This is a genomic window from Bacillus silvicola (genome assembly GCF_050524305.1).
Taxonomy (GTDB): domain Bacteria; phylum Bacillota; class Bacilli; order Bacillales; family Bacillaceae_G; genus Bacillus_A; species Bacillus_A cereus_AT.
Genome location: NZ_JBNGVC010000012.1, coordinates 824177 through 849617, shown reverse-complemented (window position 1 = coordinate 849617; position 25441 = coordinate 824177). Strand labels below are relative to the sequence as shown.

The window sequence follows — 25441 nt, the reverse complement described above, 5'->3', positions numbered from 1 at the left end:
AAATGAAGTTGCATACACTTTTATCATGTTTGCATGATTTTCCAGTTGTTCCAAAAGAAAATCCAGAAATAACATCTATTGAAGCGGATTCACGTAAAGTGAAAGAGGGAAGCTTATTTATATGTATGAAAGGATATACGGTTGATAGCCATGACTTTGCTAAGCAAGCAGCCGCACAAGGAGCGGCTGCTATTGTTGCGGAAAGACCAATTGATGTTGACGTTCCAGTTGTACTTGTGAAAAATACTTTTCGTTCGCTAGCGGTTTTAGCTGATTATTTTTATGGCCAACCAACACACAAGTTACATTTAATCGGTATTACAGGTACAAATGGAAAGACAACAACATCGCATATTATGGATGAAATTATGCGCGCACATGGTCATAAAACAGGGCTAATTGGAACGATTAATATGAAAATCGGTGATGAAACATTTGAGGTGAAAAATACAACACCAGATGCACTAACACTTCAACAGACGTTTTCAAAAATGGTTGAACAAGGTGTGGATAGCACAGTAATGGAAGTTTCGTCTCATGCTTTAGATCTTGGCCGTGTACACGGATGTGATTATGATGTTGCAGTATTTACGAATTTAACACAAGATCATTTAGACTATCATAAAACGATGGAAGAATATAAACATGCGAAAGGGTTGCTTTTTGCACAGCTTGGCAATAGTTATCATCATAATCGTGAAAAATACGCTATATTAAACAGTGATGATCCAGTAGCAGAGGAGTATATGAGAAGTACAGCAGCTACTGTTGTAACATACGGTATAGATGTTGCAAGCGACATTATGGCACGAGATATCGTAATGACGAGTGGCGGTACAACATTTACACTTGTAACACCGTATGAAACTGTCAATGTTACGATGAAATTAATTGGTAAGTTTAATGTATACAACGTGTTAGCTGCTACAGCAGCAGGTCTTGTTTCAGGAGTGAGCTTACAAACAATTATTGGTGTAATTAAAGAGCTTGCTGGTGTTCCTGGACGTTTTGAAGTTGTTGATGGTGGACAAAATTACACAGTTATTGTTGACTATGCACATACACCTGATAGCTTAGAGAACGTACTTAAAACAGCAAAACAATTTGCAAAAGGGAATGTATATTGTATCGTTGGTTGCGGTGGTGATAGAGATAGAACGAAAAGACCGATAATGGCAAGTGTCGCAACAGAATATGCAACGCATGCAATTTATACATCAGATAATCCAAGAAGTGAAGATCCGAAGGCTATTTTAGATGATATGGTAAATGGTGCAAATGGGAATAATTACGAGGTAATTATTGATAGAAAAGAAGCGATACATTGTGCAATTGCTAAAGCAAAAGATGCTGACATAATTATTATTGCTGGTAAAGGGCATGAAACATATCAAATTATTGGTAAGGAAGTTCATCATTTTGACGATCGTGAAGTCGCTAAAGAAGCAATCACGGAGCGTTTAAACAACAAAGAGTAACAGCATGAGAGGAGGACTACATGTGCTTGAACAAGGTTTATTAGTAACGGCCGGGGTAGCATTTTTAATTTCTGTTGCCCTTTCGCCATTATTTATTCCATTTTTAAGAAAGTTAAAGTTCGGACAGAGTATTCGTGACGAAGGACCGAAGTCACACCAAAAGAAATCAGGGACACCAACGATGGGTGGTATTGTCATATATGTATCCATGATGGTAACTACGCTCATTATGGCGATTAAATTTAACAATTTAGGTGCAGAAGTATCATTATTATTATTAGTTACATTTGGATATGGATTAATCGGATTTTTAGATGACTATATAAAAGTAGTTAAGAAAAGAAATCTTGGTTTAACATCAAAACAAAAATTGATTGGTCAGCTTGTAATTGCTATTGCATTCTTTTTAATTGGAAAAGGGCAAGCATTTCACACTTATATTATGATTCCAGGAACGGATGTTGAATTCGAATTAGGCTGGGCATACTTTGTTCTTGTATTAGTTATGCTTATTGGTGGATCGAATGCGGTTAACTTAACAGATGGTTTAGATGGTTTATTATCAGGAACAGCTGCTATTGCATTCGGGGCATTTAGTATTATTGCTGTGGCTCAAGAACAATTTGGTGTAGCGATTTTCTGTATGGCAGTTGTAGGAGCTGTACTAGGCTTTTTAGTATTCAATGCGAATCCAGCGAAAGTATTTATGGGCGATACAGGATCTCTAGCTTTAGGGGGAGCAATTGCGGCTGTAGCGATTTTGTTAAAACAAGAATTGTTACTCGTTATTATTGGCGGTGTATTCGTAGCAGAAACTTTATCTGTTATTATCCAAGTTATTTCGTTCAAAACAACAGGAAAGCGTGTCTTTAAAATGAGTCCATTACATCATCATTATGAATTATGTGGTTGGTCAGAATGGCGCGTTGTTGTAACGTTTTGGTCTGTAGGATTTTTACTAGCTGTGTTAGGAATTTATATCGGGGTGTGGATGTAATTGAAAACTATAACTGAATTTGAAAATAAAAATGTTCTTGTATTAGGTATTGCTAAAAGTGGTTATGCAGCAGCTGCTTTATTAAACGAATTAGGTGCAAACGTTATTGTAAATGATGGGAAACCATTAGCGGGTAACGTGCCTGCAGCTGAATTGCAAGCGAAGGGTATGGATGTTGTTTGTGGTGGACATCCGTTAGAATTGTTGGAAAGAAACATTTCACTTATCGTAAAAAATCCAGGGATTCCATATTCTAATCCACTACTAGTGGCGGCGAAAGAAAAGCAAATTCCGATTGTCACTGAAGTTGAATTAGCATATCGTATTTCAGAAGCTCCATTTGTTGGAATTACGGGATCTAACGGTAAAACAACAACGACAATGCTTGCGTTTGAAATGTTAAAAGAAGGCAAAAAGCACCCTGTTATTGCGGGAAATATCGGAACAGTAGCTTGTGAAGTTGCACAAGCTGCAAAAGAAAATGAAGTTGTAGTTACAGAACTTTCATCATTCCAGTTGATGGGAGTAGAGACGTTCCAACCTAAAATTGCTGCATTTTTAAATTTATTTGAAGCGCATTTAGATTACCATGGAACGAAGGAAGAGTATGGTTTGGCAAAAGCGAATATTTTCAAAAACCAAACTGAAACAGATTATAGTGTAATTAATGCGGATGATGCAGATGTAATGACGTTATCGGCACAAAGTAAAGGACAAAAAGTACTATTTTCGACTACGAAAGAAATTGAAGATGGTGCATATATAAAAGAAAACGCTCTTTATTTTAAAGGCGAAAAAGTGGTTGAAGTAAGCGATATTGTTTTACCTGGTAAGCACAATTTAGAAAATATTTTAGCAGCGATGAGTATTGCGAAGCTACTAGGTGTTTCTAATGAAGCAATTACTGCTGTGTTAAAAAGTTTTACAGGTGTAAAGCATCGCTTAGAATATGTAACAACGATTAATAATCGTAAGTTTTATAATGATTCAAAAGCGACGAATATGCTAGCAACAGAAAAAGCATTGTCTGCATTTACACAACCGATTGTTTTATTAGCTGGCGGACTTGATCGCGGAAATGAATTTGACGATTTAATTCCATACTTTAAACATGTCAAAGCGATTGTAACATTTGGACAAACTGCGCCAAAATTAGTAAGAGCGGCTGAAAAAGCAGGATTAGATGTAATTGAAAGTGTCGATACTTTAGGTGAGGCAGTAGTGAAAGCTTACGCTCATTCTACGGATGGCGATGTAATTCTTCTTTCACCAGCATGTGCAAGCTGGGATCAATTTAAAACATTTGAAGAAAGAGGAGACATTTTTATACAAGCTGTGCATAAACTTATATAAAGTAAATCAAAACATCAGTAGGCTAACACCTACTGATGTTTTGTTACATAGGGCAAAGGGTTCTGCCTAAAGAGGTGGTGTTCATGGATAATGAAGAAAACGCCTGATTTTATTCTCATCATCGTTACACTTGCGTTGTTAACAATCGGAATGATTATGGTTTATAGTGCGAGTGCAGTTTGGGCCTCTTATAAAATGGGGGATTCATTCTTTTTTGCAAAAAGACAGTTGTTGTTTGCGAGTATTGGTGTAGTGGCTATGTTTTTTATAATGAAAATTGATTATTGGGTGTGGCGCACGTATTCAAAAGTAATTTTGCTAGTTTGTTTCGTTCTTCTTATTCTCGTTTTAATTCCAGGAGTGGGTCTCGTTCGCGGGGGAGCACGAAGTTGGATTGGAATCGGGGCATTTTCCATTCAACCGTCAGAGTTTATGAAATTCGCGATGATTATTTTCTTAGCAAAATTTTTAGCGGAACGACAAAAATTAATTACATCTTTTAAACGTGGATTACTACCTGCTCTAAGTTTTGTATTTCTTGCTTTTGGGATGATTATGTTACAGCCAGATCTTGGTACGGGAACGGTAATGGTTGGGACATGTATTATTATGATATTTATCTCGGGAGCAAGGGTCTTTCACTTTGCAATGTTTGGTTTGCTTGGTGCAGCGGGATTTGTAGGATTAATTGCATCAGCACCATATCGAATGAAACGCATCACATCATATTTAGATCCGTGGTCGGATCCGCTTGGAAGTGGATTTCAAATTATTCAATCGTTACTCGCAATTGGACCTGGTGGTTTATTTGGGCTTGGACTTGGACAAAGTAGACAAAAGTTTCTTTATTTACCTGAACCACAAACAGACTTTATATTTGCAATCTTATCCGAGGAATTAGGTTTTATTGGCGGTTCATTTGTGTTATTATTATTTAGTCTATTACTATGGCGCGGGATTCGTATAGCATTAGGAGCGCCAGATTTATATGGTACGTTTTTAGCAGTAGGTATTGTGGCGATGATTGCGATTCAAGTAATGATTAATGTTGGTGTTGTAACAGGACTGATGCCTGTTACGGGTATTACTTTGCCATTTTTAAGTTATGGTGGATCAAGTTTGACCTTAATGTTAATGGCAGTAGGTGTATTATTGAATATAAGTCGCCATTCTCGCTATTAAACCCTGTTTAAAAGACAGGGTTTTTCGTATGTGTGGAAAATACAATATGTATATAGAAATAAATACGATTGAATAAGAACAGGGAAGTGGAGGAATTAGTAGTGCGAGTATTAGTAAGTGGTGGGGGTACTGGAGGACATATTTATCCAGCTCTTGCTTTAATTAGAGAAATAAAAAAATTAAATCCGGAAGCAAGGTTTTTATACATTGGTACAGAGAATGGATTAGAAAGTACCATCGTACCGAAAGCGGGTATTCCGTTCCAATCTATTGTTATAAGTGGATTTAAACGGAAAATATCTCTTGATAATGTAAAAACGGTGATGCGTTTCCTAAAAGGTGTTCAAGATAGTAAACGATATATTCGTCGTTTTAATCCTGATATTGTTATCGGTACGGGTGGATATGTATGTGGGCCAGTTGTATATGCTGCGGCTAAATTAGGTATTCCGACTATTGTACATGAACAAAATAGTGTACCTGGTGTAACGAATAAATTTTTAAGTCGTTATGTCGATAAAGTTGCAGTTTGCTTTGAAGCAGCTGCAGAACATTTCCCACAGTCAAAAGTGGTTATGACAGGTAATCCACGTGCATCAGAAGTATTGGACCAAAATGGAATGAAAGGAAAACGTTCGGTAGGACTATCCCTTTCTAAAAAATCCGTGCTTATTTTTGGTGGGAGTCGTGGGGCTAGACCGCTTAACGATGCTTTTGTAGAAGCGATTGAACAATTTGGGAATAAAAGTTACGAAGTATTATATGTAACAGGCGAAGTACATTATGATAAAGTTATGGAAGCTGTGAAACAAAAAGGGAATCCGAATAATGTTATTATTAAACCTTTTATTCATAATATGCCAGAGGTACTGACTGGTGTAGATCTTGTTGTTTCAAGAGCAGGGGCTACAACGCTTGCAGAATTAACGGCATTAGGAAAGCCAAGTGTATTAATTCCGAGTCCGTATGTAACAAATAATCATCAAGAAAAAAATGCACGATCAGTTGTTGATAAAGGAGCAGCTAAAATGCTACTTGAAAAAGATTTAACATCTGAAACGCTTATTCGTGATATTGATGAAATTTTATTGGATACACAAACATTACAAAATATGAAACTGGCTGCTAAGCAACTTGGTATTCCAGATGCAGCAAATAAGCTATATGAGGTAATGAACAAGCTTATTAAAAAATAACATTAGGTGAACGCCCTGCATATTACTGTAATAAGGAGACTTAATATGGGGGAGATTGTCTATGGAACAATTAGTAAAAGAGCTTTTAGAAGCAAATGTTGGTCGCGTGTTAGCTAATGAACCGTTAGCGCGTTACACGACTATGAAAATAGGTGGACCAGCTGATATTTTAATTGTGCCAAAGCATGTTGCTGATATTGAGAAAACGCTAAAGTTAGTAAAGAAGTACAAGGCAGGGTGGACTGTAATTGGTCGTGGTTCAAATCTTCTTGTATCTGATCAAGGTATAGAAGGTGTGGTTATTCGTTTAGGAGAAGGATTAGACCACTTAGAAGTCGAAAAACATAAAGTAAGAGTTGGTGCTGGATATCCCCTTATTAAATTGTCAACTTTACTTAGTCGACAGGGATTAGCTGGCTTGGAATTTGCAAGTGGTATTCCAGGAAGTGTCGGTGGTGCAGTGTATATGAATGCAGGCGCTCATAAGTCCGATATATCGAGTGTACTAACGAAAGCTCGTATTTTGTTTGAAAATGGAACAATTAATTGGTTGACGAATACCGAAATGGGGTTTTCTTATCGTACATCTGTATTGCAAACGAAGCGCCCTGGTATTGTTTTGGAAGCTGAATTCCAATTGGAGGTAGGCGAACGCAAGGAAATTGTAAGAAGCATGCAAAAGAATAAAGATTATCGCCGTGAAACACAGCCTTGGAATCATCCTTGTGCAGGAAGTATATTTCGAAATCCAGTCCCATATTTTGCAGGAGATTTAATAGAAAAAGCAGGGCTTCGTGGTTATACAATTGGTGGGGCTCAAATTTCTGAAATGCATGGGAATTTTATTGTTAATACTGGTGTGGCCTCAGCGCAAGATGTATTAGACTTGATTGCATTGATAAAGCGTACAATTAAGGATAAATTTGGTGTTGATATGCATACCGAAGTAGAAATAATTGGAAGATAACGGTTATTCGTTCCGCTCATTATCATTTATGTTATAATAAGAAGATAAGAACGGCATGAGGAACATGCCGTTTTTTATGTTACATAGGGGGATCGTACATGAAAAATAGTAAAGTGATTAAACTACAAGATCGTGTACCAAAGCTAAAGAATCAAAAGAAAAAGAATAAAAAACCTGTTAATCATCGGTTAATTTTATACATATCGATTTTATTTTTATTAGTACTCTTTTTAATTTACTTTCGGTCTCCACTTAGTAATATAAAAAAGATAAGTGTGTTTGGAAATCATTATATGACAGATGAACAAGTTATGAAGGAATCAGGTGTGACATATGACACGAGTTATTTCCGAGTAACAGCACATAAAGCAGAAGAAAACTTAACGAAACGAAAAGAAATTAAAGCGGTAAATGTAAAAAAGCGTTTCCCAAACAAAATTGATGTTCATATAGAAGAATATTTAACCATCGGCTATATAAACAAAGATGGGAAATTACAACCGTTATTAGAAAATGGGAAAACACTAGATGTACTTCGAAATGGAAAACTTCCAGTTGCAGCACCAATTTTTGAACCGTTTAAAGAGGAAAAAATGAAGGAGTTAATTGCAGAACTAGAAAAATTAACGCCGACTATTTTAAGGTCTATTTCTGAAATTCGTTATACACCAACGAACGCAAATGAAGATCATCTTACTTTATATATGAATGAAGGATATGAAGTGAGCACTACTATTCAAAATTTCGCAAAGCGAATGGAAGCTTATCCACTTATTATAAAAACAATTGAACCTGGTAAGAAGGTATTAATTGACTTAGAAGTGGGGGCTTATACGAAGGAACTAGGTGCTGAAGAAAAGAAAGAATAGAATGATAGTTTTCACTGCGTTATTACGTATAAAATGAAACGAATGTTCTTTTATATGAATGCTAATTTGCAAGAATGCTTAATTTGATGAAAAATATGTAAAAATTATTAGATTCATACTAGGATTGGTACAAGTTTCACTTTTCTATGAGTACATCTTAGTGTAGACTTATACTTGGCGGTAATCTTTACACTTGAAATAGAATTATTTCAAGATAAGCAGTTATTCACAGTTTACTGCGATATTCTTAAATGAATGTTAAATAAAAATAAGAAAAATATAGGGTTAAAAAAGGGAAACGTATAAAGACGTTGAATATTTTTCTTATAAATAGTAAAGTTGCGATTGTTGTTCCATATATTGAGTTGTATGGTATAAATAAAGAAGGAGGTGCCAAAGAATGAACAGCAATGAAATATATGTTAGTCTTGACATCGGTACATCCAATGTTAAAGTCATCATTGGTGAAATGGTTAATGACAGCTTAAACATAATTGGTGTTGGAAATGTAAAATCAAATGGTTTAAAGAAGGGATCGATAGTCGATATAGATGAGACTGTTCGATCAATTAAAAAAGCAATTGAACAAGCTGAGCGTATGGTGGGAATCCACATTGAGCAAGTTGTAGTGGGTGTCAATGCAAACCAGGTACAGCTACTTCCTTGTCATGGAGTAGTCGCTGTTTCAAATGAAGATCGTGAAATCGGAAATGAAGATGTCTTACGCGTTCTAGATGCAGCACAAGTTGTGTCAATTGCTCCTGAACGTGAATTTATTGATGTGGTACCTCGACAGTTCATTGTAGACGGTCTTGACGAGATTAACGATCCACGCGGGATGATCGGTGTAAGATTAGAAATGGAAGGTACACTTATTACAGGCTCGAGAACTTTACTACATAACCTACTTCGTTGTGTAGAAAAAGCAGGTCTTGAAATTGTTGATATTTGTCTTCAACCTTTAGCGGCTGCAACAGTTGCAATATCTTCAGATGAAAAAAATAGAGGAGTGGCCCTTGTTGATATTGGGGGAGGCTCTACAACTTTATCTATTTTTAAAGATGGAGAGTTACAAGCAACGAGCGTATTACCATTAGGTGGAGACCATATAACGAAGGATATTGCGATTGGGTTGAAAACTTCAACTGAAAATGCAGATCAAATTAAGTTAAAATATGGACATGCTTTTTATGATACAGCATCTGAAGAAGAAATGTTTACGGTTCCTATTATGGGAAGCGATCAAACAGAACAGTATTCACAATTGGAATTATCGGATATTATCGAGGCTCGTGTAGAGGAAATTTTAATGTTTGTTCAAGATGAAGTGCACAAGTTAGGAATAAAGCAAGTTGCTTCTGGCTATGTACTAACTGGTGGAATTGCTTCTATGCCAGGTGTTCTTGATCTTGCATATGATATCTTACATGAAAATGTTCGTATAGCAACTCCCGATTATATTGGTGTGCGTGAGCCACAATATACAATGGGAGTAGGCTTAATTAAACACTCATATCAAAAAGCTAAATTACGTGGAAAAAATGTGCAGGAAAAGCAAGAGCATTTTGAACCAGTGCCAGCACCAATGCCGGTACAACAGCAACCTGCGAAACAAAAAACTCGTAATCAAAACAATAATAATCAAAATGATGACCGTATGATGTCAAAAGTAAAACGTGTATTCCGTTATTTATGGGATTAAAATTGGACACGAAAAATGAGGTTCTAGGGGGATTTCGACATGTTAGAGTTTGATACTACTCAAGATCAATTAGCAAATATAAAAGTTATCGGTGTCGGCGGCGGCGGAAACAATGCTGTAAACCGTATGATTGAACACGGTGTACAAGGTGTAGACTTTATCGCTGTGAATACTGATGCACAAGCATTAAATCTATCAAAAGCTGAAACAAAAATGCAAATTGGTGGAAAATTAACGCGTGGACTTGGTGCAGGCGCAAACCCTGAAGTAGGGAAAAAAGCGGCGGAAGAAAGTAAAGAACAGATCCAAGAAGCACTTCGTGGTGCAGATATGGTATTCGTAACTGCTGGTATGGGTGGCGGAACTGGAACTGGTGCAGCTCCAGTTGTTGCTCAAGTTGCAAAAGAATTAGGTGCGTTAACAGTTGGTGTTGTAACACGTCCATTTACATTTGAAGGACGTAAACGTGCGACGCAAGCTGCATCTGGTATTGCGGCATTTAAAGAAAATGTAGATACACTTATTGTAATTCCAAACGATCGCTTATTAGAGATTGTTGATAAAAATACGCCGATGTTAGAAGCATTCCGTGAAGCTGATAACGTATTACGCCAAGGTGTTCAAGGTATTTCTGATTTAATTGCAACACCAGGTTTAATTAACTTAGACTTTGCAGACGTAAAGACAATTATGTCTAATAGAGGTTCTGCTTTAATGGGTATTGGTTCTGGTAATGGTGAAAATCGTGCTGCTGAAGCTGCGAAGAAAGCTATTTCTAGTCCATTACTAGAAACATCTATTGATGGAGCTCAAGGTGTTATTATGAACATTACGGGCGGCGCGAACTTAAGCTTATACGAAGTACAAGAAGCAGCAGACATTGTAGCTTCAGCTTCGGATCCAGAAGTAAATATGATCTTCGGTTCTGTTATTAATGAAGGATTAAAAGATGATATTGTTGTCACTGTAATTGCAACTGGTTTTGATGATAGTGCTGCGACGCAGCCGCCAAAACCAATTATTCGTCCGACTGCGAATCACACGCAACAGCAACAACAACCAGTAGCTCAACCTTCAAAACAACGTGAAGTTAAGCGTGAAATGAAACGTGAAGAGCCGGTTGTGCATGATCGTCATACAGATTCAGATGACATCGATATTCCAGCATTCTTACGTAACCGTCGTAGACGATAAAAGAAAAGGAGCTTTCATGCTCCTTTTTTATTATTGGAATGAAAAAGATCTGCTTAGCAGGTCTTTTTTTTATTTGTAGATGAAGTTGTGAGAAAGAGGATGTAAATTTGCTTACATATAATTCAATTATTATGTATATAAGTAAGAAATTCATATTATTCTATGAAAAATACACTTTTATTTTTTACCGACAGATTATGTCTAGAAATCACAAAATAACAAAAAAACCCCTCCACCAATTGACACACTTTCCTATTGGATATGCATTATACTAGTCTCAACTTAAAAAAAGAGGTGAATTGTTTGGTTGTTTACGCCGACATTGTTTGGTTGTTAAACGCCTGCATTGATTTTCTTTTACTTTTATTAACAGCCACCGTGTTAAAAAAGAGAATCAAAAGATGGAGGCTTGTGTTAGGAGCATTTATAGGTTCAACTATTGTTATTTTCGCCTTTACTCCTTTTGCTTCTATGATGACACATCCAATTATGAAACTGTTGTACTCGTTACTTATTGTGTATACAGCATTTGGGTTTTCAACATTTAGAAATTATGCACAAACTGTTTTTACTTTTTACTTTGTCACTTTTATGGTTGGTGGAGGATTAATTGGAACTCATTTCTTTTTGCAAACGAACGAAATGGTAAATGGATTAGTTCAATCTAAATCAGTTTCTTACGGTGATCCAATTAGTTGGTTGTTTGTGATTTTTGGTTTTCCAGTAATTTATTACTTTTCTAAAAAGCGTATAGAAAGCGTAGAAGTCACAAAGATACACTATGATCAAATCGTGAAAGTGAAAATTCAATTAGTTGGAGAGGAATTGGAACTAGCAGGTCTAATTGATAGTGGGAACCAACTTTATGATCCGTTAACAAAAACACCCGTTATGATTATGCATATTTCATCATTAGAACATTGTTTGCCAGTTTGGTTAACAGAACAAATTTATTCCAAAACAGAAATTCCTCAAATACCAGAAAATGATTCCGGATGGGCAACGAAACTGCGTTTAATTCCTTTCCGAGCAGTAGGAGTAGAGAATCAATTTTTATGGGCAATTAAGCCAGATTGTGTGCAAGTTTATCATGAAGATAGTTCGATTGTTGTAAATAAAGTATTGATTGGATTAAATACACAACAATTATCTAGCAATGGAGAGTATCAATGCATTGTACATCCGAAAATGTTGATTTCGCAAAAGATGGTAATAGCTTAATTATGAGAGGCGGGATAATATGATGAAATTAAAATTTTATTTGGTATACCTTTGGTATAAAGTATTGCTGAAATTAGGAATTAAGACCGATGAAATTTATTATATTGGTGGAAGTGAAGCGTTGCCACCACCGTTAACGAAAGAAGAAGAGGAAGTTCTTTTGAATAAATTGCCAAAGGGAGATCAAGCGGCGAGGTCACTGCTTATTGAACGTAACTTACGGCTTGTTGTATATATAGCAAGAAAGTTTGAAAATACAGGGATAAATATTGAGGATTTAATTAGTATAGGAACAATTGGTCTTATAAAAGCAGTGAATACATTTAATCCAGAAAAGAAAATTAAATTAGCAACATATGCATCTCGTTGTATAGAAAATGAGATTTTAATGCATTTGCGTCGAAATAATAAAAATCGTTCGGAAGTTTCGTTTGATGAACCTCTTAACATTGATTGGGACGGAAATGAACTGTTATTATCAGATGTTTTAGGTACAGATGATGACATTATTACAAAAGATTTAGAAGCTACAGTAGATCGTCATCTTTTAATGAAAGCATTGCATCAATTAAATGATCGTGAAAAACAAATTATGGAGCTTCGGTTTGGACTCGCTGGTGGCGAAGAGAAGACACAAAAAGATGTGGCTGATATGCTTGGAATTTCACAGTCTTATATTTCTCGTTTGGAAAAAAGAATTATAAAAAGATTACGAAAAGAATTTAATAAAATGGTGTGAAGAATAGGACCAGTCGGTATTTAGACTGGTCCTATTCTTTTTTGTGCATTAGGAAATATGATGTTTGTGAAAAATGATGGAAAAACCACATGCATAAAATCCCCTTCAAAGGAAATACTTTACACTGTACAGCAACTCCCGATAGGAGGGAACACTTTGACGAGAAACAAAGTAGAAATTTGCGGTGTTGATACAGCTAAACTTCCAGTACTAAAAAATGAAGAGATGCGTAAATTATTTCGTGAAATGCAAAGTGGAGAGATAAGCGCAAGAGAGAAATTAGTGAATGGAAACTTACGTCTTGTACTGAGCGTCATCCAAAGATTTAATAACAGAGGAGAATATGTTGATGATTTATTTCAAGTTGGCTGCATTGGACTTATGAAATCCATTGATAATTTTGATTTAGGCCAAAATGTAAAATTTTCAACGTATGCTGTGCCGATGATTATTGGGGAAATACGCAGATATTTGCGTGATAACAATCCAATTCGCGTATCTCGGTCGTTACGAGATATTGCGTATAAAGCATTGCAAGTAAGAGAGAAATTGATTGCTGAAAACTCGAAAGAACCGACAGCAATGGATATTGCCAAAGTTCTTGAAGTGACACATGAAGAAATTGTTTTTGCGTTAGATGCTATTCAAGACCCAGTTTCATTGTTTGAACCGATTTATAATGATGGAGGAGATCCTATTTTTGTTATGGATCAGTTAAGTGATGAAAAACAAAAGGACGAGCAGTGGGTTGAAGAACTAGCGTTGAAAGAGGGGATGAAACGTTTAAATGATCGTGAGAAAATGATTATTCGAAAACGTTTCTTCCAAGGAAAGACACAGATGGAAGTTGCCGAAGAAATTGGGATTTCTCAGGCGCAAGTATCACGTTTGGAGAAGTCTGCTATTAAGCAAATGAATAAGACGATTCAAGGATAAGGCCCTCACCAGTTATGGTGAGGCCTTTTTTATATAATATTTTGCGCTCATAGTAAAGTAGATCGGTTCATATAATGAAAATAAAATGGATGTTCTATTAGTAGCAGTTATATACTGCTTATTCGCTTTTAAATTCGGCTGAAGTAAAGAAGTTAGGTGGAAGTCATGTTGCCCGTAAAAGTCCGATTGGCATGGGGGAATAGTCAGTAGGGATGGGCAATATCTCCACTGATTAAGGTTGCACTTTATTTGAGAGCGTACTTACAATTCATGATATAAGGGAGAGGATGAATATGATTCGAATTTCGGAGTTTCAAATGAAGGATGTTGTGAATGTTTTAGATGGAAAAAGGCTTGGAAATATTGGAGATATTGATTTTGATATAGACACAGGGAAGATTAGGGCAGTTATTATTTCCAAGCAGACACGAATGCTTGGACTCTTTGGAAAGGAAGTAGAATTTGTAATTCCTTGGGAGCAAATTATGAAGATTGGGGAAGATGTCATACTTGTGAGGGTGGATAATATTAATTCTGTAACAGAATCAATACAAACACCGACAATTTCTTAAAGAATATTACAAATTCCTCTTTTTTTTCAGTTGTCATTATGAAAAAATAAAAGTATGGTAAAATAGACAGGAAGTACCATGCTTTTTTATGTTATTTTAATTAAAAGGAGCCGCTTTGTTATGAGAGAACCATTTAAATATGTGGACGGTATACTGTATTTACAAGCGTGGAAAGAACTTGGAAACATTACTGTTGGATTTACGACAAAAGATGGTGGAGTAAGTACAGGCTCCTTTCATGCGATGAATTTAGGATTACATGTGAATGATATCGTGGAGAACGTTCATGAAAACAGACGCATTTTAGCAAATAAGTTACAAAAACCATTAGAAAACTGGATTTGCTCTGAACAAGTTCATGACCATCATGTTGAGAAAGTAGGATTGCAAGAAAAAGGGAAAGGCGTTTATTCATATGAAGACGGTATTCCAAAAACGGATGGCATTTATACGACGAACAAAGATGTTCTCTTAACATCTTGTTACGCTGATTGTGTTCCGCTCTATTTTTATGCACCATCACATGATATGATAGGACTTGCGCATGCTGGGTGGAAAGGGACTGTAACAGAGATCGCGAAAGAAATGATTCAAAAGTGGAATGCAGAAGGTGTTTCAAGTGATGAAATTCATGTCGCAATTGGGCCGGCGATCGGATCATGTTGTTATGTTGTTGATGATCGTGTATTAACAGCAGCACAGCAAGTAGTAAACGGACCTGTTCCTTATAAAGTAATTTCTGATGGTCAGTATGCAATTAATTTAAAAGAAGTTAATCGTATATTATGTGTACAAGCAGGCATAAAAGAAGAACATATTGTAATGTCATCTCTTTGTACAAGCTGTGAAGAACAATTATTTTTCTCTCATCGTCGTGATCAAGGTAAGACGGGGAGAATGTTGAGTTTCATAGGTTTTAAGGAGGAGTGAAGCAAGTGACAGTGCAAGGGAATTTAGCAGGTGTAAACGAAGCAATTAAAGAATCTTGTGCACGAGCTGGACGTTCGATGAAAGATATTAAGCTCGTTGCAGTTACAAAAACTGTAGGAATTGAAAAAACAAGCGAAGTAATTGAAGCAGGAATTATTGATTTAGGTGAAAATAGAAATGAAGGTTTCTCACAAAAATACGAGCATTTCGGTTCAAACGTGAATTGGCATTTTATTGGCTCATTGCAAACGAGAAAAGTAAAAGAAATCATTAATGAGATTGATTATTTACATTCATTAGATCGTCTCTCACTTGCAAAAGAAATTCAAAAACGTGCTGATAAGAAAGTTAAATGCTTTATTCAAGTGAAAACATCATCTGAAGAATCAAAGCAAGGATTGGCGATAGAAGAAACAATTTCTTTTATTCAAAGTTTGCAAGAATTGGATAAGATTGAAGTGGTAGGATTAATGACAATGGCTCCGTTTACAGGAGAAGAGGAAGAGATTCGTCGCTGCTTTAAGGAATTGCGCATGCTACAAACAGAGGTGCAAGAGCTAGAATTATTACATGCACCATGTAAAGAATTATCAATGGGAATGTCAAATGATTACACGATTGCAATTGAGGAAGGCGCTACATATATTCGTTTGGGAACGGTTTTAGTAGGAAAAGCGTAAGAGGAAGGAGAAAGTTATTATGAGTTGGTCAAAAGTAAAATACTTCTTTTTTGACACACCGGAAGAAAAAGAAGCAGCTCAATATAGTTATGAAAAGGAGCAAACAGACATGAAAAAACAACAAGACCCCCCTGAAAAACAAGATGTTCCGTTTGCGAAAATGCAACCGAAGCAAAATGTAGTGAGTATTGAAACAGCGAAGCAATCTTCAAAAGTTGTTTTACTAGAACCACGCACATATTCGGAAGCACAAGGCATTTCGGATCACTTAAAAGGTAGACGAGCTGTTGTAATTAATTTACAAAGAATGTCTACAGATCAAGCTGTACGTATCGTTGACTTTTTAAGTGGTACTGTATACGCTATAGACGGGGATATTCAAAAGATAGGCCCAAAAACATTTATGTGTACACCTGAAAATGTAGATATTGTTGGTGCAATTTCAGAGTTGTTCGGTGAAGAAGAAGAAACAAATATAAAGAGGTGGTAATACGCCATGGGAACAGTTTTAACAGTTTTACTTTATGCTATCGAGATTTACTCGTGGGCACTTATTATTTACATTCTCCTATCATGGTTTCCTGGTGCAAAGGAATCAACTTTTGGAGAGTTTCTTGCACGTATTTGTGAACCGTATTTAGAACCATTTCGCAGGTTTATTCCGCCGCTTGGTATGATTGACATCTCTCCAATCGTTGCGATTCTTGCGTTAAAGCTTGCTACAAATGGTTTAGTAAGTTTATTCCGCTATTTCTTATAATAAGAGGTTACTTACATGAGCATCTATGAGCATTTTAGACCTGATGAAGAGGTCTTTGTGGATAAAGTATTAGAGTGGAAACAGGAGGCTGAGTATCATCAAGTCAAGTTAACAGATTTTCTTGATCCAAGACAGCAACAAATTGTCTCTATGGTAATAGGGCAAGGAGAGGTTGCTGTACGCTTTGATGGTGCGATGCCTGAATCTGAACGAAAAAGAGCACTAATTTATCCAGACTATCTAGAATTAAATGAAGAAGAATTTCAAGTAGAAGTATTAGAAATTGACTATCCTTCCAAATTTTATACGCTAGAACACAGGCAAATATTAGGTGCATTTATGTCACTTGGTTTAACCAGAGAAAAATGTGGTGATATTTTGCTTCAAGAAAATCGTGCCCAAATTGCAGTTGCAAAAGAAGTTGCATCTTATATTGAAATGAACTTACAATCAATAGGGAAAGTGAAAGTATCTCTCACGCCTGTACAAGCAGAACAAATTTTGTGTGTAGGTGAAAAGTGGGGAGAAAAATCTGGAACAGTTTCATCACTTCGTCTAGATGTTTTGTTAGCTGAAATGCTACATATATCCAGGCAGAAAGTACAGCCTCTTATAAAAGGTGGCTTAGTAAAAGTCAATTGGAAAACAGTAGAACAAACTGCGTATGAATGTTTTCCAGGAGATGTATTCTCGGTTAGAGGATACGGAAGAAGTAAAATATTTTCTGTAGAAGGTAAAACGAAGCGCGACAAATGGAGAATTTTGTATGGTATACTAAAATGATTGGTTTTTTAGAAGGAAATCCTCCTATTTTGTCGAAGAAAAGATATAATTGAAAGAGGAAATTTAGATAACTACTTGGAGGTGGCGTTGTGCCGTTAACACCATTAGATATTCATAACAAAGAATTTGGTCGCGGATTCCGTGGCTATGATGAAGATCAAGTAAATGAGTTTCTTGATCAAATTATCAAAGATTATGAATTAGTCATTCGTGAGAAAAAAACTTTAGAAGAAAAGGTTGCGCAATTAGAAGGAAAGTTAGATCATTTTTCTAATATTGAAGATACGCTAAACAAATCTATCGTTGTTGCACAAGAAGCAGCGGAAGAAGTGAAACGTAATGCGCAAAAAGAAGCGAAATTAATCGTACGTGAAGCGGAAAAGAATGCGGATCGTATCATTAACGAAGCGCTAGTAAAATCAAGAAAAGTGGCATTTGATATTGAAGAATTAAAAAAACAAGCAAAAGTATTCCGTACTCGTTTCCGTATGCTATTAGAAACACAGCTTGAAATGTTAAACAACGATGATTGGGATAAACTAATTGAGTTAGAAGACGAAGTGGACGAGCTGTTGAAAAAAGAAGAAACAGTGTAAGCTTGACGTTTTTCCCATTATTACATATAATTTTAAACAGCATATTTATTAAGAAAAACGAAGATAGGGATAAGTACCTTTTTCATACCTTATATAGCGAACTGAGGATGGTGTAAGCTCAGGATAAGGAGATTATGGGAATATCACCCTGGAGTTCCGCGCTGAACAAATAGAGTAAGCGTAGGCGTTATATTCGCGTTAAGAATATAAAGAGGATTGTATACATGCGTATAGGATCTACTAGGGTGGTACCGCGGGAGACTTTCTCGTCCCTTTTTGGGATGAGAAAGTCTCTTTTTTATTCCGTTTTTTAGGTCTTTTCTTTTATACATGTAAGGAGGAATTGAGCATGGAGTACAAAAATACATTACTAATGCCAAAAACAGAGTTCCCAATGCGTGGGAATTTACCAAAACGTGAGCCTGCAATGCAAGAAAAGTGGGCTGAAATGAATATTTATGAAAAGGTACAAGAACATACAAAAGGTCGTCCTTTATTTGTACTACATGATGGACCTCCATATGCGAATGGTGACATTCATATGGGACATGCATTAAATAAAGTATTAAAAGACTTTATTGTTCGTTATAAATCTATGACTGGTTACTCTGCGCCATATGTTCCAGGTTGGGATACGCACGGTTTACCAATTGAACAAGCTTTAACAAATAAAGGTGTAAAGCGTAAAGAAATGACAGTTGCTGAGTTCCGTAAGTTATGTGCAGAGTATGCATATGAACAAGTAGAACGTCAACGTGAACAATTTAAGCGTCTAGGTGTACGTGCTGATTGGGATAACCCATACATTACTTTAGAGCCAGCTTATGAAGCACAACAAATTAAAGTGTTTGGTGATATGGCGAAAAAAGGTTATATCTATAAAGGGCAAAAACCAGTTTACTGGTCTCCAACGAGTGAATCAGCTTTAGCAGAAGCTGAAATTGAATACCAAGATAAAAAATCAGCATCTATTTACGTAGCATTCCCTGTAAAAGATGGAAAGAACGTATTAGAAGGTGATGAGAAATTTATTATCTGGACAACAACACCTTGGACGTTACCTGCAAACTTAGGTATTTCTGTTCACCCAGAACTTGAATACAGCATCGTAAAAGTAAATGATGAAAAATATATTATTGCTTCTGAACTATTTGAGACAGTTGCAAAAACGTTAGAGTGGGAAAATGCTGAAGTTGTGAAAACGGTAAAAGGTAGCGAACTTGAGTACACAGTCTCAAAACATCCATTCTACGATCGTGATTCATTAGTTATGCTAGGAGATCACGTAACAACAGATGCAGGTACAGGTTGTGTTCATACAGCACCAGGACACGGAGAAGATGACTTTATTGTTGGTAAAAAGTATGGATTAGAAGTACTTTGTCCAGTTGACGATAAAGGTGTATTAACAGAGGAAGCACCTGGATTTGAAGGCTTATTCTATGATAAAGCTAACAAGCCAATTACAGAAAAATTAGAAGAAGTAGGCGCGTTACTAAAACTAACATTCATTACGCATTCATACCCACATGATTGGAGAACGAAAAAACCAATTATTTTCCGTGCGACAGCACAGTGGTTTGCATCTATTGAAGCATTCCGTAAAGAGTTATTAGAAGCTGTTGCGGAAACGAAATGGGTACCAGCGTGGGGAGAAACTCGTCTTCATAATATGGTTCGTGACCGTGGTGACTGGTGTATTTCTCGTCAGCGTGCATGGGGTGTACCAATTCCTGTATTCTATGCTGAGAATGGCGATCCAATTATTACGGATGAAACAATTAACCACGTAGCAGATTTATTCCGTGAACACGGTTCTAACGTATGGTTCGAGCGTGAAGCGAAAGATCTATTACCAGAAGGCTTTACACACCCAGGTAGCCCAAATGGTGAATTCCGTAAAGAAACAGACATCATGGATGTATGGTTCGATTCAGGTTCTTCTCATCAAGCGGTATTAGAAGAGCGCGAAGACTTACAACGTCCAGCTGATTTATATTTAGAAGGATCTGACCAGTATCGTGGTTGGTTTAACTCTTCATTATCAACAGCGGTTGCTGTAACAGGTAAAGCTCCATATAAAGGCGTACTAAGCCACGGTTTCGTATTAGATGGTGAAGGACGTAAAATGAGTAAGTCGATTGGAAATATCGTCGTACCGAAGAAAATTATGGATCAATTAGGCGGAGACATTTTACGCTTATGGGTATCTTCTGTTGACTATCAATCTGATGTACGTATTTCAGATGATATTTTAAAACAAGTAGCAGAAGTGTATCGTAAAATCCGTAACACATTCCGTTTCTTATTAGGAAACTTAGATGACTTTAATCCAAGTGAAAATACAGTAGCAGTAGCTGAACTTCGTGAAGTAGATCGTTACATGTTAGTGAAGTTAAATGACTTAATTACAAAAGTAAAAGATGCATATGAAACATATGACTTTGCTGCTGTATATCATGCAATTCACAACTTCTGTACAATTGATCTAAGTTCATTCTACTTAGACTTTGCAAAAGACATTTTATACATTGAAGGTGCAAATCACGCGGATCGTCGTGCAATTCAAACTGTATTATATGATGTTCTTGTTGCATTAACGAAACTTGTAACACCAATCTTACCTCATACAGCTGATGAAGTATGGCCATATGTTCCTGGTGCAGAAGAAGAAAGCGTACAGTTAACTAATATGCCAGAAGCTACAGAAGTAGAGGGTTCAGAAGCGTTAAGAGCAAAATGGGATGCATTTATGACATTACGAGATGACGTTTTAAAAGCGTTAGAAGTAGCTCGTAATGAGAAAGTAATTGGTAAGTCATTAAATGCGAGCATTACGCTATATCCGACTGCAGAAATGAAGGCTATGTTAGAGTCTATTAGTGAAGACTTAAAGCAATTATTCATCGTTTCTGAGTATAAACTTGGTGGTACAATTGAAGAAGCGCCAACAGAAGCACCAAAGTATGAGCATACAGCTGTAGTTGTAGCACAGGCGACAGGTGAGACGTGTGAACGTTGTTGGGTTGTTTCAGAAACAATTGGTAAAGATGCAGAACATGAAACATTATGTGAGCGTTGTGCAACAGTTGTTAAAGAAAACTATGTAAAATAATAAAAAACTGACTGCGCGTAAGTGCAGTCAGTTTTTTGTTTTTTCGTTGATAATATATTGAAATAACTTTCACTCTCTTTCCTATGAAGGAAAAATGTGTGTGAGGTAAGCCTGAGAATTTCGGACACACTAATCGTACATTGCAGCTGGGAGGAATGTACACGTGAATGAAATGTATATGGAAATAAAAGAAGAATTGCAATTGATGAGAAAAGAGTTGCAAGAGAGACTAGCTAAAGAAGTCATGCACAAATATGATACAGAGTTTAGCGGGGAGCTTGGATATGAAATTAAGGAAGAGATAAAGAAAAAACTGCTATTACATGATATAAAAGAGGATTTAAAAGATGTAGAACGTGCATTGTTTAAAATGGAAATAGATATGTACGGTATTTGTGAAGAAACTGGGAGAGCAATTCCTACAAAACAAATGAAAACAATGCCGACTGCCCGTACGATTCATGAATTTTTCTATGAAAAGGTAAATGTATGAGTGCGCACAACGATATTATATTACCTTTTTTTAATTTATTTTATTCTTCTATAAAGGTTCATTGTGAAAAGGTAGCAGCTATGCTAAAATTTTGAGGTACACTGTCTTTGTGGGGGAAATGAAAATGATATATTATGTAATAGCGTTATTTGTCATTGCCATCGATCAAATATCGAAGTGGCTAATTGTAAAGAACATGGAATTGGGTACGAGCATTCCGATTATCGATAATGTATTATACATAACATCACATCGAAATAGAGGAGCTGCCTGGGGTATTTTAGAAAATAAAATGTGGTTTTTCTACATTATTACAGTCGTTTTCGTAGCATTTATCGTATTTTATATGAAAAAATATGCAAAAACGGACAAACTTCTAGGTATTTCATTAGGTCTGATTTTAGGCGGAGCAATTGGTAATTTTATTGATCGTGTATTTAGACAAGAAGTAGTGGATTTCATTCACGTGTATATTTTCTCGTACAATTATCCAGTATTCAATATAGCTGATTCAGCATTATGTATTGGAGTTGTATTAATTATTATTCAAACAGTATTAGAAGGAAAGAAAACGAAGGAGTAATTGAATGAGTGAAGTAGTACAAGTAACAGTTGCAGAAGAACAAAAAAGCGAGCGAATTGATAAATTCGTTGCAGAAATAAACAGTGAATGGTCACGTTCACAAGTACAGCAATGGATTAAAGATGCTGTTGTCACAGTAAATGGGAAATCAGTTAAAGGGAATTATAAAGTAAAAGGAAATGATGAAATTACAGTAACAATTCCTGACCCAGAAGAGTTTGATATTAAAGCGGAAGATATGAATTTAGAAATTCATTATGAAGATGCAGATGTACTCGTTGTAAATAAGCCACGTGGTATGGTTGTACATCCGGCACCAGGACATACAAGTGGTACGCTTGTAAACGGACTTATGCATCATTGTACAGACCTATCAGGTATTAATGGTGTAATGCGTCCTGGTATCGTTCATCGTATTGATAAAGATACATCTGGACTATTAATGGTTGCTAAAAATGATATGGCGCACGAATCACTTGTAAATCAACTTGTAGCAAAAACAGTAACAAGACGTTACAAAGCGATTGTGCACGGTGTTATTCCGCATGATAAGGGAACGATAGATGCACCAATTGGCCGTGATAAGAAAGAGCGTCAAAGTATGACAGTTGATGAAAATGGTAAGAATGCTGTTACGCACTTCCAAGTGTTAGAGCGCTTCAAAGACTTCACACTTGTAGAATGTCGCTTAGAAACAGGACGTACGCACCAAATTCGTGTTCATATGAAATATATTGGCTATCCACTTGCGGGAGATCCAAAGTATGGTCCGAAGAAAACATTAGATATGAATGGGCAAGCACTTCATGCAGGGATTTTAGGTTTCGATCACCCTCGTACTGGTGAATATATTGAGTTTGAAGCACCGATTCCAGAAGTGTTTGAAGAAGCACTAAATATTTTACGGAAATAGTATTGACAAATCGTAAGAAAACTGAGATACTGACAACAGTTAAATAATGATCCTTTAACACAGCCCCGTGAGGTTGAGAAGGTAACGGTTTGAAATACTTAGGGTATGCTGTACCCTTTTTTCAAAAGTCCTCTCGCACACGCTGAGAGGACTTTTTTTATACCATTACTCTCACGCAAGAAAATAAGCTTGGAGGTGTAGAGCATGCAAGAGAAAGCTGTCGTTTTAGATGACCAAATGATTCGCCGCGCTTTAACACGAATTAGTCATGAAATCGTGGAACGAAATAAAGGTGTCGATAACTGTGTTCTTGTCGGAATAAAAACACGTGGAATTTTTATTGCACAACGTTTGGCAGAACGAATTGGTCAAATTGAAGGAAAAGAGATGGAAGTAGGAGAGTTAGATATTACGTTATATCGTGATGATTTAACACTACAATCGAAACATAAAGAACCACTTGTAAAAGGTTCTGATATTCCTGTAGATATTACGAAGAAAAAAGTTATCCTTGTGGATGATGTGTTATATACAGGAAGAACAGTTCGAGCAGCAATGGATGCTCTTATGGATTTAGGTAGACCATCACAAATCCAATTGGCTGTTCTTGTTGATAGAGGTCATCGTGAATTACCAATTCGCGCTGATTATGTAGGAAAGAACATTCCAACATCTAGTGAAGAGCGTATCGAAGTTGATTTGCAAGAGACAGATCAACAAGATCGAGTAAGCATATACGATAAGTAAAGCCCTTTTAAATGTAGTCCTGTGAGGCTGCCAAAGGGTCTTGGCTTTCATATGTCAAATTTGGCATACGAAAGTGTAGGACTCTTTGTGCACAGGCACAAAGAGTTTTTTTATTGCAAAGAATTAAACTGAAGGAGGATGTAACAATGGAACAAAAGCCAGTGTTAGACGTTAATGAAGTACCGAAACCGGGAAAATGGTTATTTTTAAGTATACAACATTTGTTCGCGATGTTTGGATCAACAGTGCTTGTTCCGTTTTTAACAGGATTGAATCCGTCAGTAGCATTAATATCAAGTGGATTAGGAACGTTAGCGTTTCTTCTTATAACGAAAGGTCAAGTACCTGCCTATCTAGGATCATCATTCGCCTTTATCGCACCGATTATTACAGCAAAAACAGCAGGTGGACCGGGAGCAGCAATGCTTGGTGGTTTACTAGCGGGACTTGTGTACATCTTAATCTCACTCGGAATTAAGAAATCTGGGTCAGAGTGGATAATGAAATTACTTCCGCCAATCGTAGTTGGACCAGTCGTAATGGTAATCGGTTTAGCTTTAGCACATACAGCGGTGAACATGGCGATGAACGGTGCGGATGGTAAGTATAGCATTACACACTTTTCAGTAGCATTAGTAACATTAGCAATTACAATTATCTGCTCTATATTCGGAAGAGGATTTTTCAGCATAATACCAGTACTGCTTGGCATCATCGGCGGATATATCTTTGCTTACTTCCAAGGGCTAGTAGACTTAAAGCCGGTAGCTGAGGCAAAATGGTTTGTTGTACCAGATTTCACAGTACCGTTTGTAACATACACTCCGGAGTTCTCGTGGAAGATCGTACTTTTAATGGTACCAGTTGCACTAGTAACAATTTCAGAACATATCGGACATCAAATTGTACTTGGAAATGTTATTAAAAGAGATTTAATTGAAAAACCAGGCTTACATCGTTCGATATTCGGTGATGGTGTAGCAACATTAATCGCATCACTGATCGGTGGACCACCGAATACAACATACGGTGAAAACATCGGTGTGCTAGCAATTACGAGAGCGTATAGTGTATACTTATTCATCGGTTCAGCAGTATTCGCAATCGTGTTTGGGTTTGTCGGTAAGATTTCCGCGCTGATCCACTCCATACCAACACCAGTTATGGGTGGCGTATCAATCTTACTATTCGGTGTAATTGCATCAAGCGGATTACGCATGATGGTAGATGATAAAACAGACTTAAGCGACAAACGAAACTTAATGATTGCATCAGTAATACTAGTAATCGGCATTGGTGGAGCGGTACTTCACGTAGGAGAATCGTTCCAAGTAGAAGGAATGGCACTAGCAGCGATTGTAGGTGTACTGTTAAATCTACTGTTACCAGAAACAAAACAAATAAAACAATCTAAGCAGATTGCTTCATAAAAACA

General features: G+C 36.6%; 25 protein-coding genes and 1 other annotated feature. All 25 genes read left to right on the top strand.

Features of this window, described 5'->3' with window-relative positions:
- Positions 1-2: 2 nt before the first annotated feature.
- Positions 3-1478 carry a UDP-N-acetylmuramoyl-L-alanyl-D-glutamate--2,6-diaminopimelate ligase gene (murE, locus tag ACP6L7_RS16095; protein WP_097830908.1) on the top strand — a complete coding sequence of 492 codons (1476 nt, stop codon included), beginning with the start codon at positions 3-5 and terminating at the stop codon, positions 1476-1478.
- A 22-nt stretch (positions 1479-1500) separates the two neighbouring features.
- Positions 1501-2475 (top strand): phospho-N-acetylmuramoyl-pentapeptide-transferase, encoded by a 975-nt coding sequence (gene mraY / locus ACP6L7_RS16090; RefSeq protein WP_097830909.1) that lies wholly within the window; start codon positions 1501-1503, stop codon positions 2473-2475.
- Entirely contained in the window at positions 2476-3828 is a 1353-nt protein-coding gene (murD, locus tag ACP6L7_RS16085) for a UDP-N-acetylmuramoyl-L-alanine--D-glutamate ligase (protein ID WP_097830910.1), read from the top strand.
- 90 nt (positions 3829-3918) lie between these two features.
- Positions 3919-5010: a stage V sporulation protein E gene (gene spoVE, locus ACP6L7_RS16080; protein ID WP_000753514.1), complete on the top strand. Its 1092-nt coding sequence runs from the start codon at positions 3919-3921 to the stop codon at positions 5008-5010.
- A gap of 101 nt (positions 5011-5111) precedes the next feature.
- The gene (gene murG, locus ACP6L7_RS16075) at positions 5112-6206 is read left to right on the top strand and encodes an undecaprenyldiphospho-muramoylpentapeptide beta-N-acetylglucosaminyltransferase (protein WP_097830911.1); all 1095 of its coding nucleotides are present in this window, start codon (positions 5112-5114) and stop codon (positions 6204-6206) included.
- Positions 6207-6267: 61 nt separating this feature from the next.
- Entirely contained in the window at positions 6268-7173 is a 906-nt protein-coding gene (gene murB / locus ACP6L7_RS16070; protein WP_097830912.1) for a UDP-N-acetylmuramate dehydrogenase, read from the top strand.
- Between the two features lie 98 nt (positions 7174-7271).
- Positions 7272-8042 (top strand): cell division protein DivIB, encoded by a 771-nt coding sequence (divIB, locus tag ACP6L7_RS16065; protein ID WP_097830913.1) that lies wholly within the window; start codon positions 7272-7274, stop codon positions 8040-8042.
- Positions 8043-8442: 400 nt separating this feature from the next.
- A complete protein-coding gene (ftsA, locus tag ACP6L7_RS16060; protein ID WP_097830914.1) occupies positions 8443-9744 on the top strand; it encodes a cell division protein FtsA in 1302 nt (433 codons plus the stop codon).
- Between the two features lie 39 nt (positions 9745-9783).
- Positions 9784-10938: a cell division protein FtsZ gene (gene ftsZ / locus ACP6L7_RS16055; RefSeq protein WP_097830915.1), complete on the top strand. Its 1155-nt coding sequence runs from the start codon at positions 9784-9786 to the stop codon at positions 10936-10938.
- Between the two features lie 303 nt (positions 10939-11241).
- Positions 11242-12159: a sigma-E processing peptidase SpoIIGA gene (gene spoIIGA / locus ACP6L7_RS16050; protein ID WP_141533251.1), complete on the top strand. Its 918-nt coding sequence runs from the start codon at positions 11242-11244 to the stop codon at positions 12157-12159.
- Between the two features lie 19 nt (positions 12160-12178).
- Positions 12179-12898 (top strand): RNA polymerase sporulation sigma factor SigE, encoded by a 720-nt coding sequence (sigE, locus tag ACP6L7_RS16045; RefSeq protein WP_000976948.1) that lies wholly within the window; start codon positions 12179-12181, stop codon positions 12896-12898.
- A gap of 156 nt (positions 12899-13054) precedes the next feature.
- A complete protein-coding gene (gene sigG / locus ACP6L7_RS16040) occupies positions 13055-13834 on the top strand; it encodes an RNA polymerase sporulation sigma factor SigG (protein ID WP_000197755.1) in 780 nt (259 codons plus the stop codon).
- A 293-nt stretch (positions 13835-14127) separates the two neighbouring features.
- On the top strand, positions 14128-14406 hold the full coding sequence (locus ACP6L7_RS16035) for a YlmC/YmxH family sporulation protein (RefSeq protein WP_097830917.1): 279 nt from the start codon (positions 14128-14130) through the stop codon (positions 14404-14406).
- A gap of 120 nt (positions 14407-14526) precedes the next feature.
- Positions 14527-15336 carry a peptidoglycan editing factor PgeF gene (pgeF, locus tag ACP6L7_RS16030; protein WP_097831050.1) on the top strand — a complete coding sequence of 270 codons (810 nt, stop codon included), beginning with the start codon at positions 14527-14529 and terminating at the stop codon, positions 15334-15336.
- A gap of 5 nt (positions 15337-15341) precedes the next feature.
- Positions 15342-16016 (top strand): YggS family pyridoxal phosphate-dependent enzyme, encoded by a 675-nt coding sequence (locus ACP6L7_RS16025; RefSeq protein WP_097830918.1) that lies wholly within the window; start codon positions 15342-15344, stop codon positions 16014-16016.
- 19 nt (positions 16017-16035) lie between these two features.
- On the top strand, positions 16036-16506 hold the full coding sequence (locus ACP6L7_RS16020; protein WP_097830919.1) for a cell division protein SepF: 471 nt from the start codon (positions 16036-16038) through the stop codon (positions 16504-16506).
- 6 nt (positions 16507-16512) lie between these two features.
- Positions 16513-16776 carry a YggT family protein gene (locus tag ACP6L7_RS16015; protein ID WP_097830920.1) on the top strand — a complete coding sequence of 88 codons (264 nt, stop codon included), beginning with the start codon at positions 16513-16515 and terminating at the stop codon, positions 16774-16776.
- Between the two features lie 15 nt (positions 16777-16791).
- Positions 16792-17559, top strand: a complete 768-nt coding sequence (locus ACP6L7_RS16010) for a YlmH family RNA-binding protein (protein WP_097830921.1) — start codon at positions 16792-16794, stop codon at positions 17557-17559.
- Between the two features lie 89 nt (positions 17560-17648).
- Entirely contained in the window at positions 17649-18155 is a 507-nt protein-coding gene (divIVA, locus tag ACP6L7_RS16005) for a septum site-determining protein DivIVA (protein ID WP_097830922.1), read from the top strand.
- A gap of 51 nt (positions 18156-18206) precedes the next feature.
- Positions 18207-18432: a binding site (T-box leader), on the top strand.
- Between the two features lie 72 nt (positions 18433-18504).
- Positions 18505-21270 carry an isoleucine--tRNA ligase gene (ileS2, locus tag ACP6L7_RS16000; RefSeq protein ID WP_430529307.1) on the top strand — a complete coding sequence of 922 codons (2766 nt, stop codon included), beginning with the start codon at positions 18505-18507 and terminating at the stop codon, positions 21268-21270.
- Positions 21271-21433: 163 nt separating this feature from the next.
- Positions 21434-21763 (top strand): TraR/DksA C4-type zinc finger protein, encoded by a 330-nt coding sequence (locus tag ACP6L7_RS15995; protein WP_097830924.1) that lies wholly within the window; start codon positions 21434-21436, stop codon positions 21761-21763.
- A 124-nt stretch (positions 21764-21887) separates the two neighbouring features.
- Entirely contained in the window at positions 21888-22346 is a 459-nt protein-coding gene (gene lspA / locus ACP6L7_RS15990; protein ID WP_000642178.1) for a lipoprotein signal peptidase LspA, read from the top strand.
- Between the two features lie 4 nt (positions 22347-22350).
- Positions 22351-23259 (top strand): RluA family pseudouridine synthase, encoded by a 909-nt coding sequence (locus ACP6L7_RS15985; RefSeq protein WP_097830925.1) that lies wholly within the window; start codon positions 22351-22353, stop codon positions 23257-23259.
- A 204-nt stretch (positions 23260-23463) separates the two neighbouring features.
- Positions 23464-24006 carry a bifunctional pyrimidine operon transcriptional regulator/uracil phosphoribosyltransferase gene (gene pyrR, locus ACP6L7_RS15980; RefSeq protein WP_001156489.1) on the top strand — a complete coding sequence of 181 codons (543 nt, stop codon included), beginning with the start codon at positions 23464-23466 and terminating at the stop codon, positions 24004-24006.
- Positions 24007-24152: 146 nt separating this feature from the next.
- Positions 24153-25436: a uracil permease gene (gene uraA, locus ACP6L7_RS15975; RefSeq protein ID WP_141533252.1), complete on the top strand. Its 1284-nt coding sequence runs from the start codon at positions 24153-24155 to the stop codon at positions 25434-25436.
- Positions 25437-25441 lie beyond the last annotated feature (5 nt).

What these genes read in the sequence shown, in the direction of transcription:
- uraA (WP_141533252.1), top strand. Translation starts at nt 24,153, where the DNA reads ATGGAACAAAAGCCAGTGTTAGACGTTAATGAAGTACCGAAACCGGGA.
- pgeF (WP_097831050.1), top strand. Translation starts at nt 14,527, where the DNA reads ATGAGAGAACCATTTAAATATGTGGACGGTATACTGTATTTACAAGCG.
- sigE (WP_000976948.1), top strand. Translation starts at nt 12,179, where the DNA reads ATGATGAAATTAAAATTTTATTTGGTATACCTTTGGTATAAAGTATTG.
- ACP6L7_RS16020 (WP_097830919.1), top strand. Translation starts at nt 16,036, where the DNA reads ATGAGTTGGTCAAAAGTAAAATACTTCTTTTTTGACACACCGGAAGAA.
- ileS2 (WP_430529307.1), top strand. Translation starts at nt 18,505, where the DNA reads ATGGAGTACAAAAATACATTACTAATGCCAAAAACAGAGTTCCCAATG.
- murE (WP_097830908.1), top strand. Translation starts at nt 3, where the DNA reads ATGAAGTTGCATACACTTTTATCATGTTTGCATGATTTTCCAGTTGTT.
- lspA (WP_000642178.1), top strand. Translation starts at nt 21,888, where the DNA reads ATGATATATTATGTAATAGCGTTATTTGTCATTGCCATCGATCAAATA.
- divIB (WP_097830913.1), top strand. Translation starts at nt 7,272, where the DNA reads ATGAAAAATAGTAAAGTGATTAAACTACAAGATCGTGTACCAAAGCTA.
- ftsA (WP_097830914.1), top strand. Translation starts at nt 8,443, where the DNA reads ATGAACAGCAATGAAATATATGTTAGTCTTGACATCGGTACATCCAAT.
- ftsZ (WP_097830915.1), top strand. Translation starts at nt 9,784, where the DNA reads ATGTTAGAGTTTGATACTACTCAAGATCAATTAGCAAATATAAAAGTT.
- pyrR (WP_001156489.1), top strand. Translation starts at nt 23,464, where the DNA reads ATGCAAGAGAAAGCTGTCGTTTTAGATGACCAAATGATTCGCCGCGCT.
- ACP6L7_RS16015 (WP_097830920.1), top strand. Translation starts at nt 16,513, where the DNA reads ATGGGAACAGTTTTAACAGTTTTACTTTATGCTATCGAGATTTACTCG.
- murB (WP_097830912.1), top strand. Translation starts at nt 6,268, where the DNA reads ATGGAACAATTAGTAAAAGAGCTTTTAGAAGCAAATGTTGGTCGCGTG.
- ACP6L7_RS16010 (WP_097830921.1), top strand. Translation starts at nt 16,792, where the DNA reads ATGAGCATCTATGAGCATTTTAGACCTGATGAAGAGGTCTTTGTGGAT.
- spoVE (WP_000753514.1), top strand. Translation starts at nt 3,919, where the DNA reads ATGAAGAAAACGCCTGATTTTATTCTCATCATCGTTACACTTGCGTTG.
- ACP6L7_RS15985 (WP_097830925.1), top strand. Translation starts at nt 22,351, where the DNA reads ATGAGTGAAGTAGTACAAGTAACAGTTGCAGAAGAACAAAAAAGCGAG.
- ACP6L7_RS16035 (WP_097830917.1), top strand. Translation starts at nt 14,128, where the DNA reads ATGATTCGAATTTCGGAGTTTCAAATGAAGGATGTTGTGAATGTTTTA.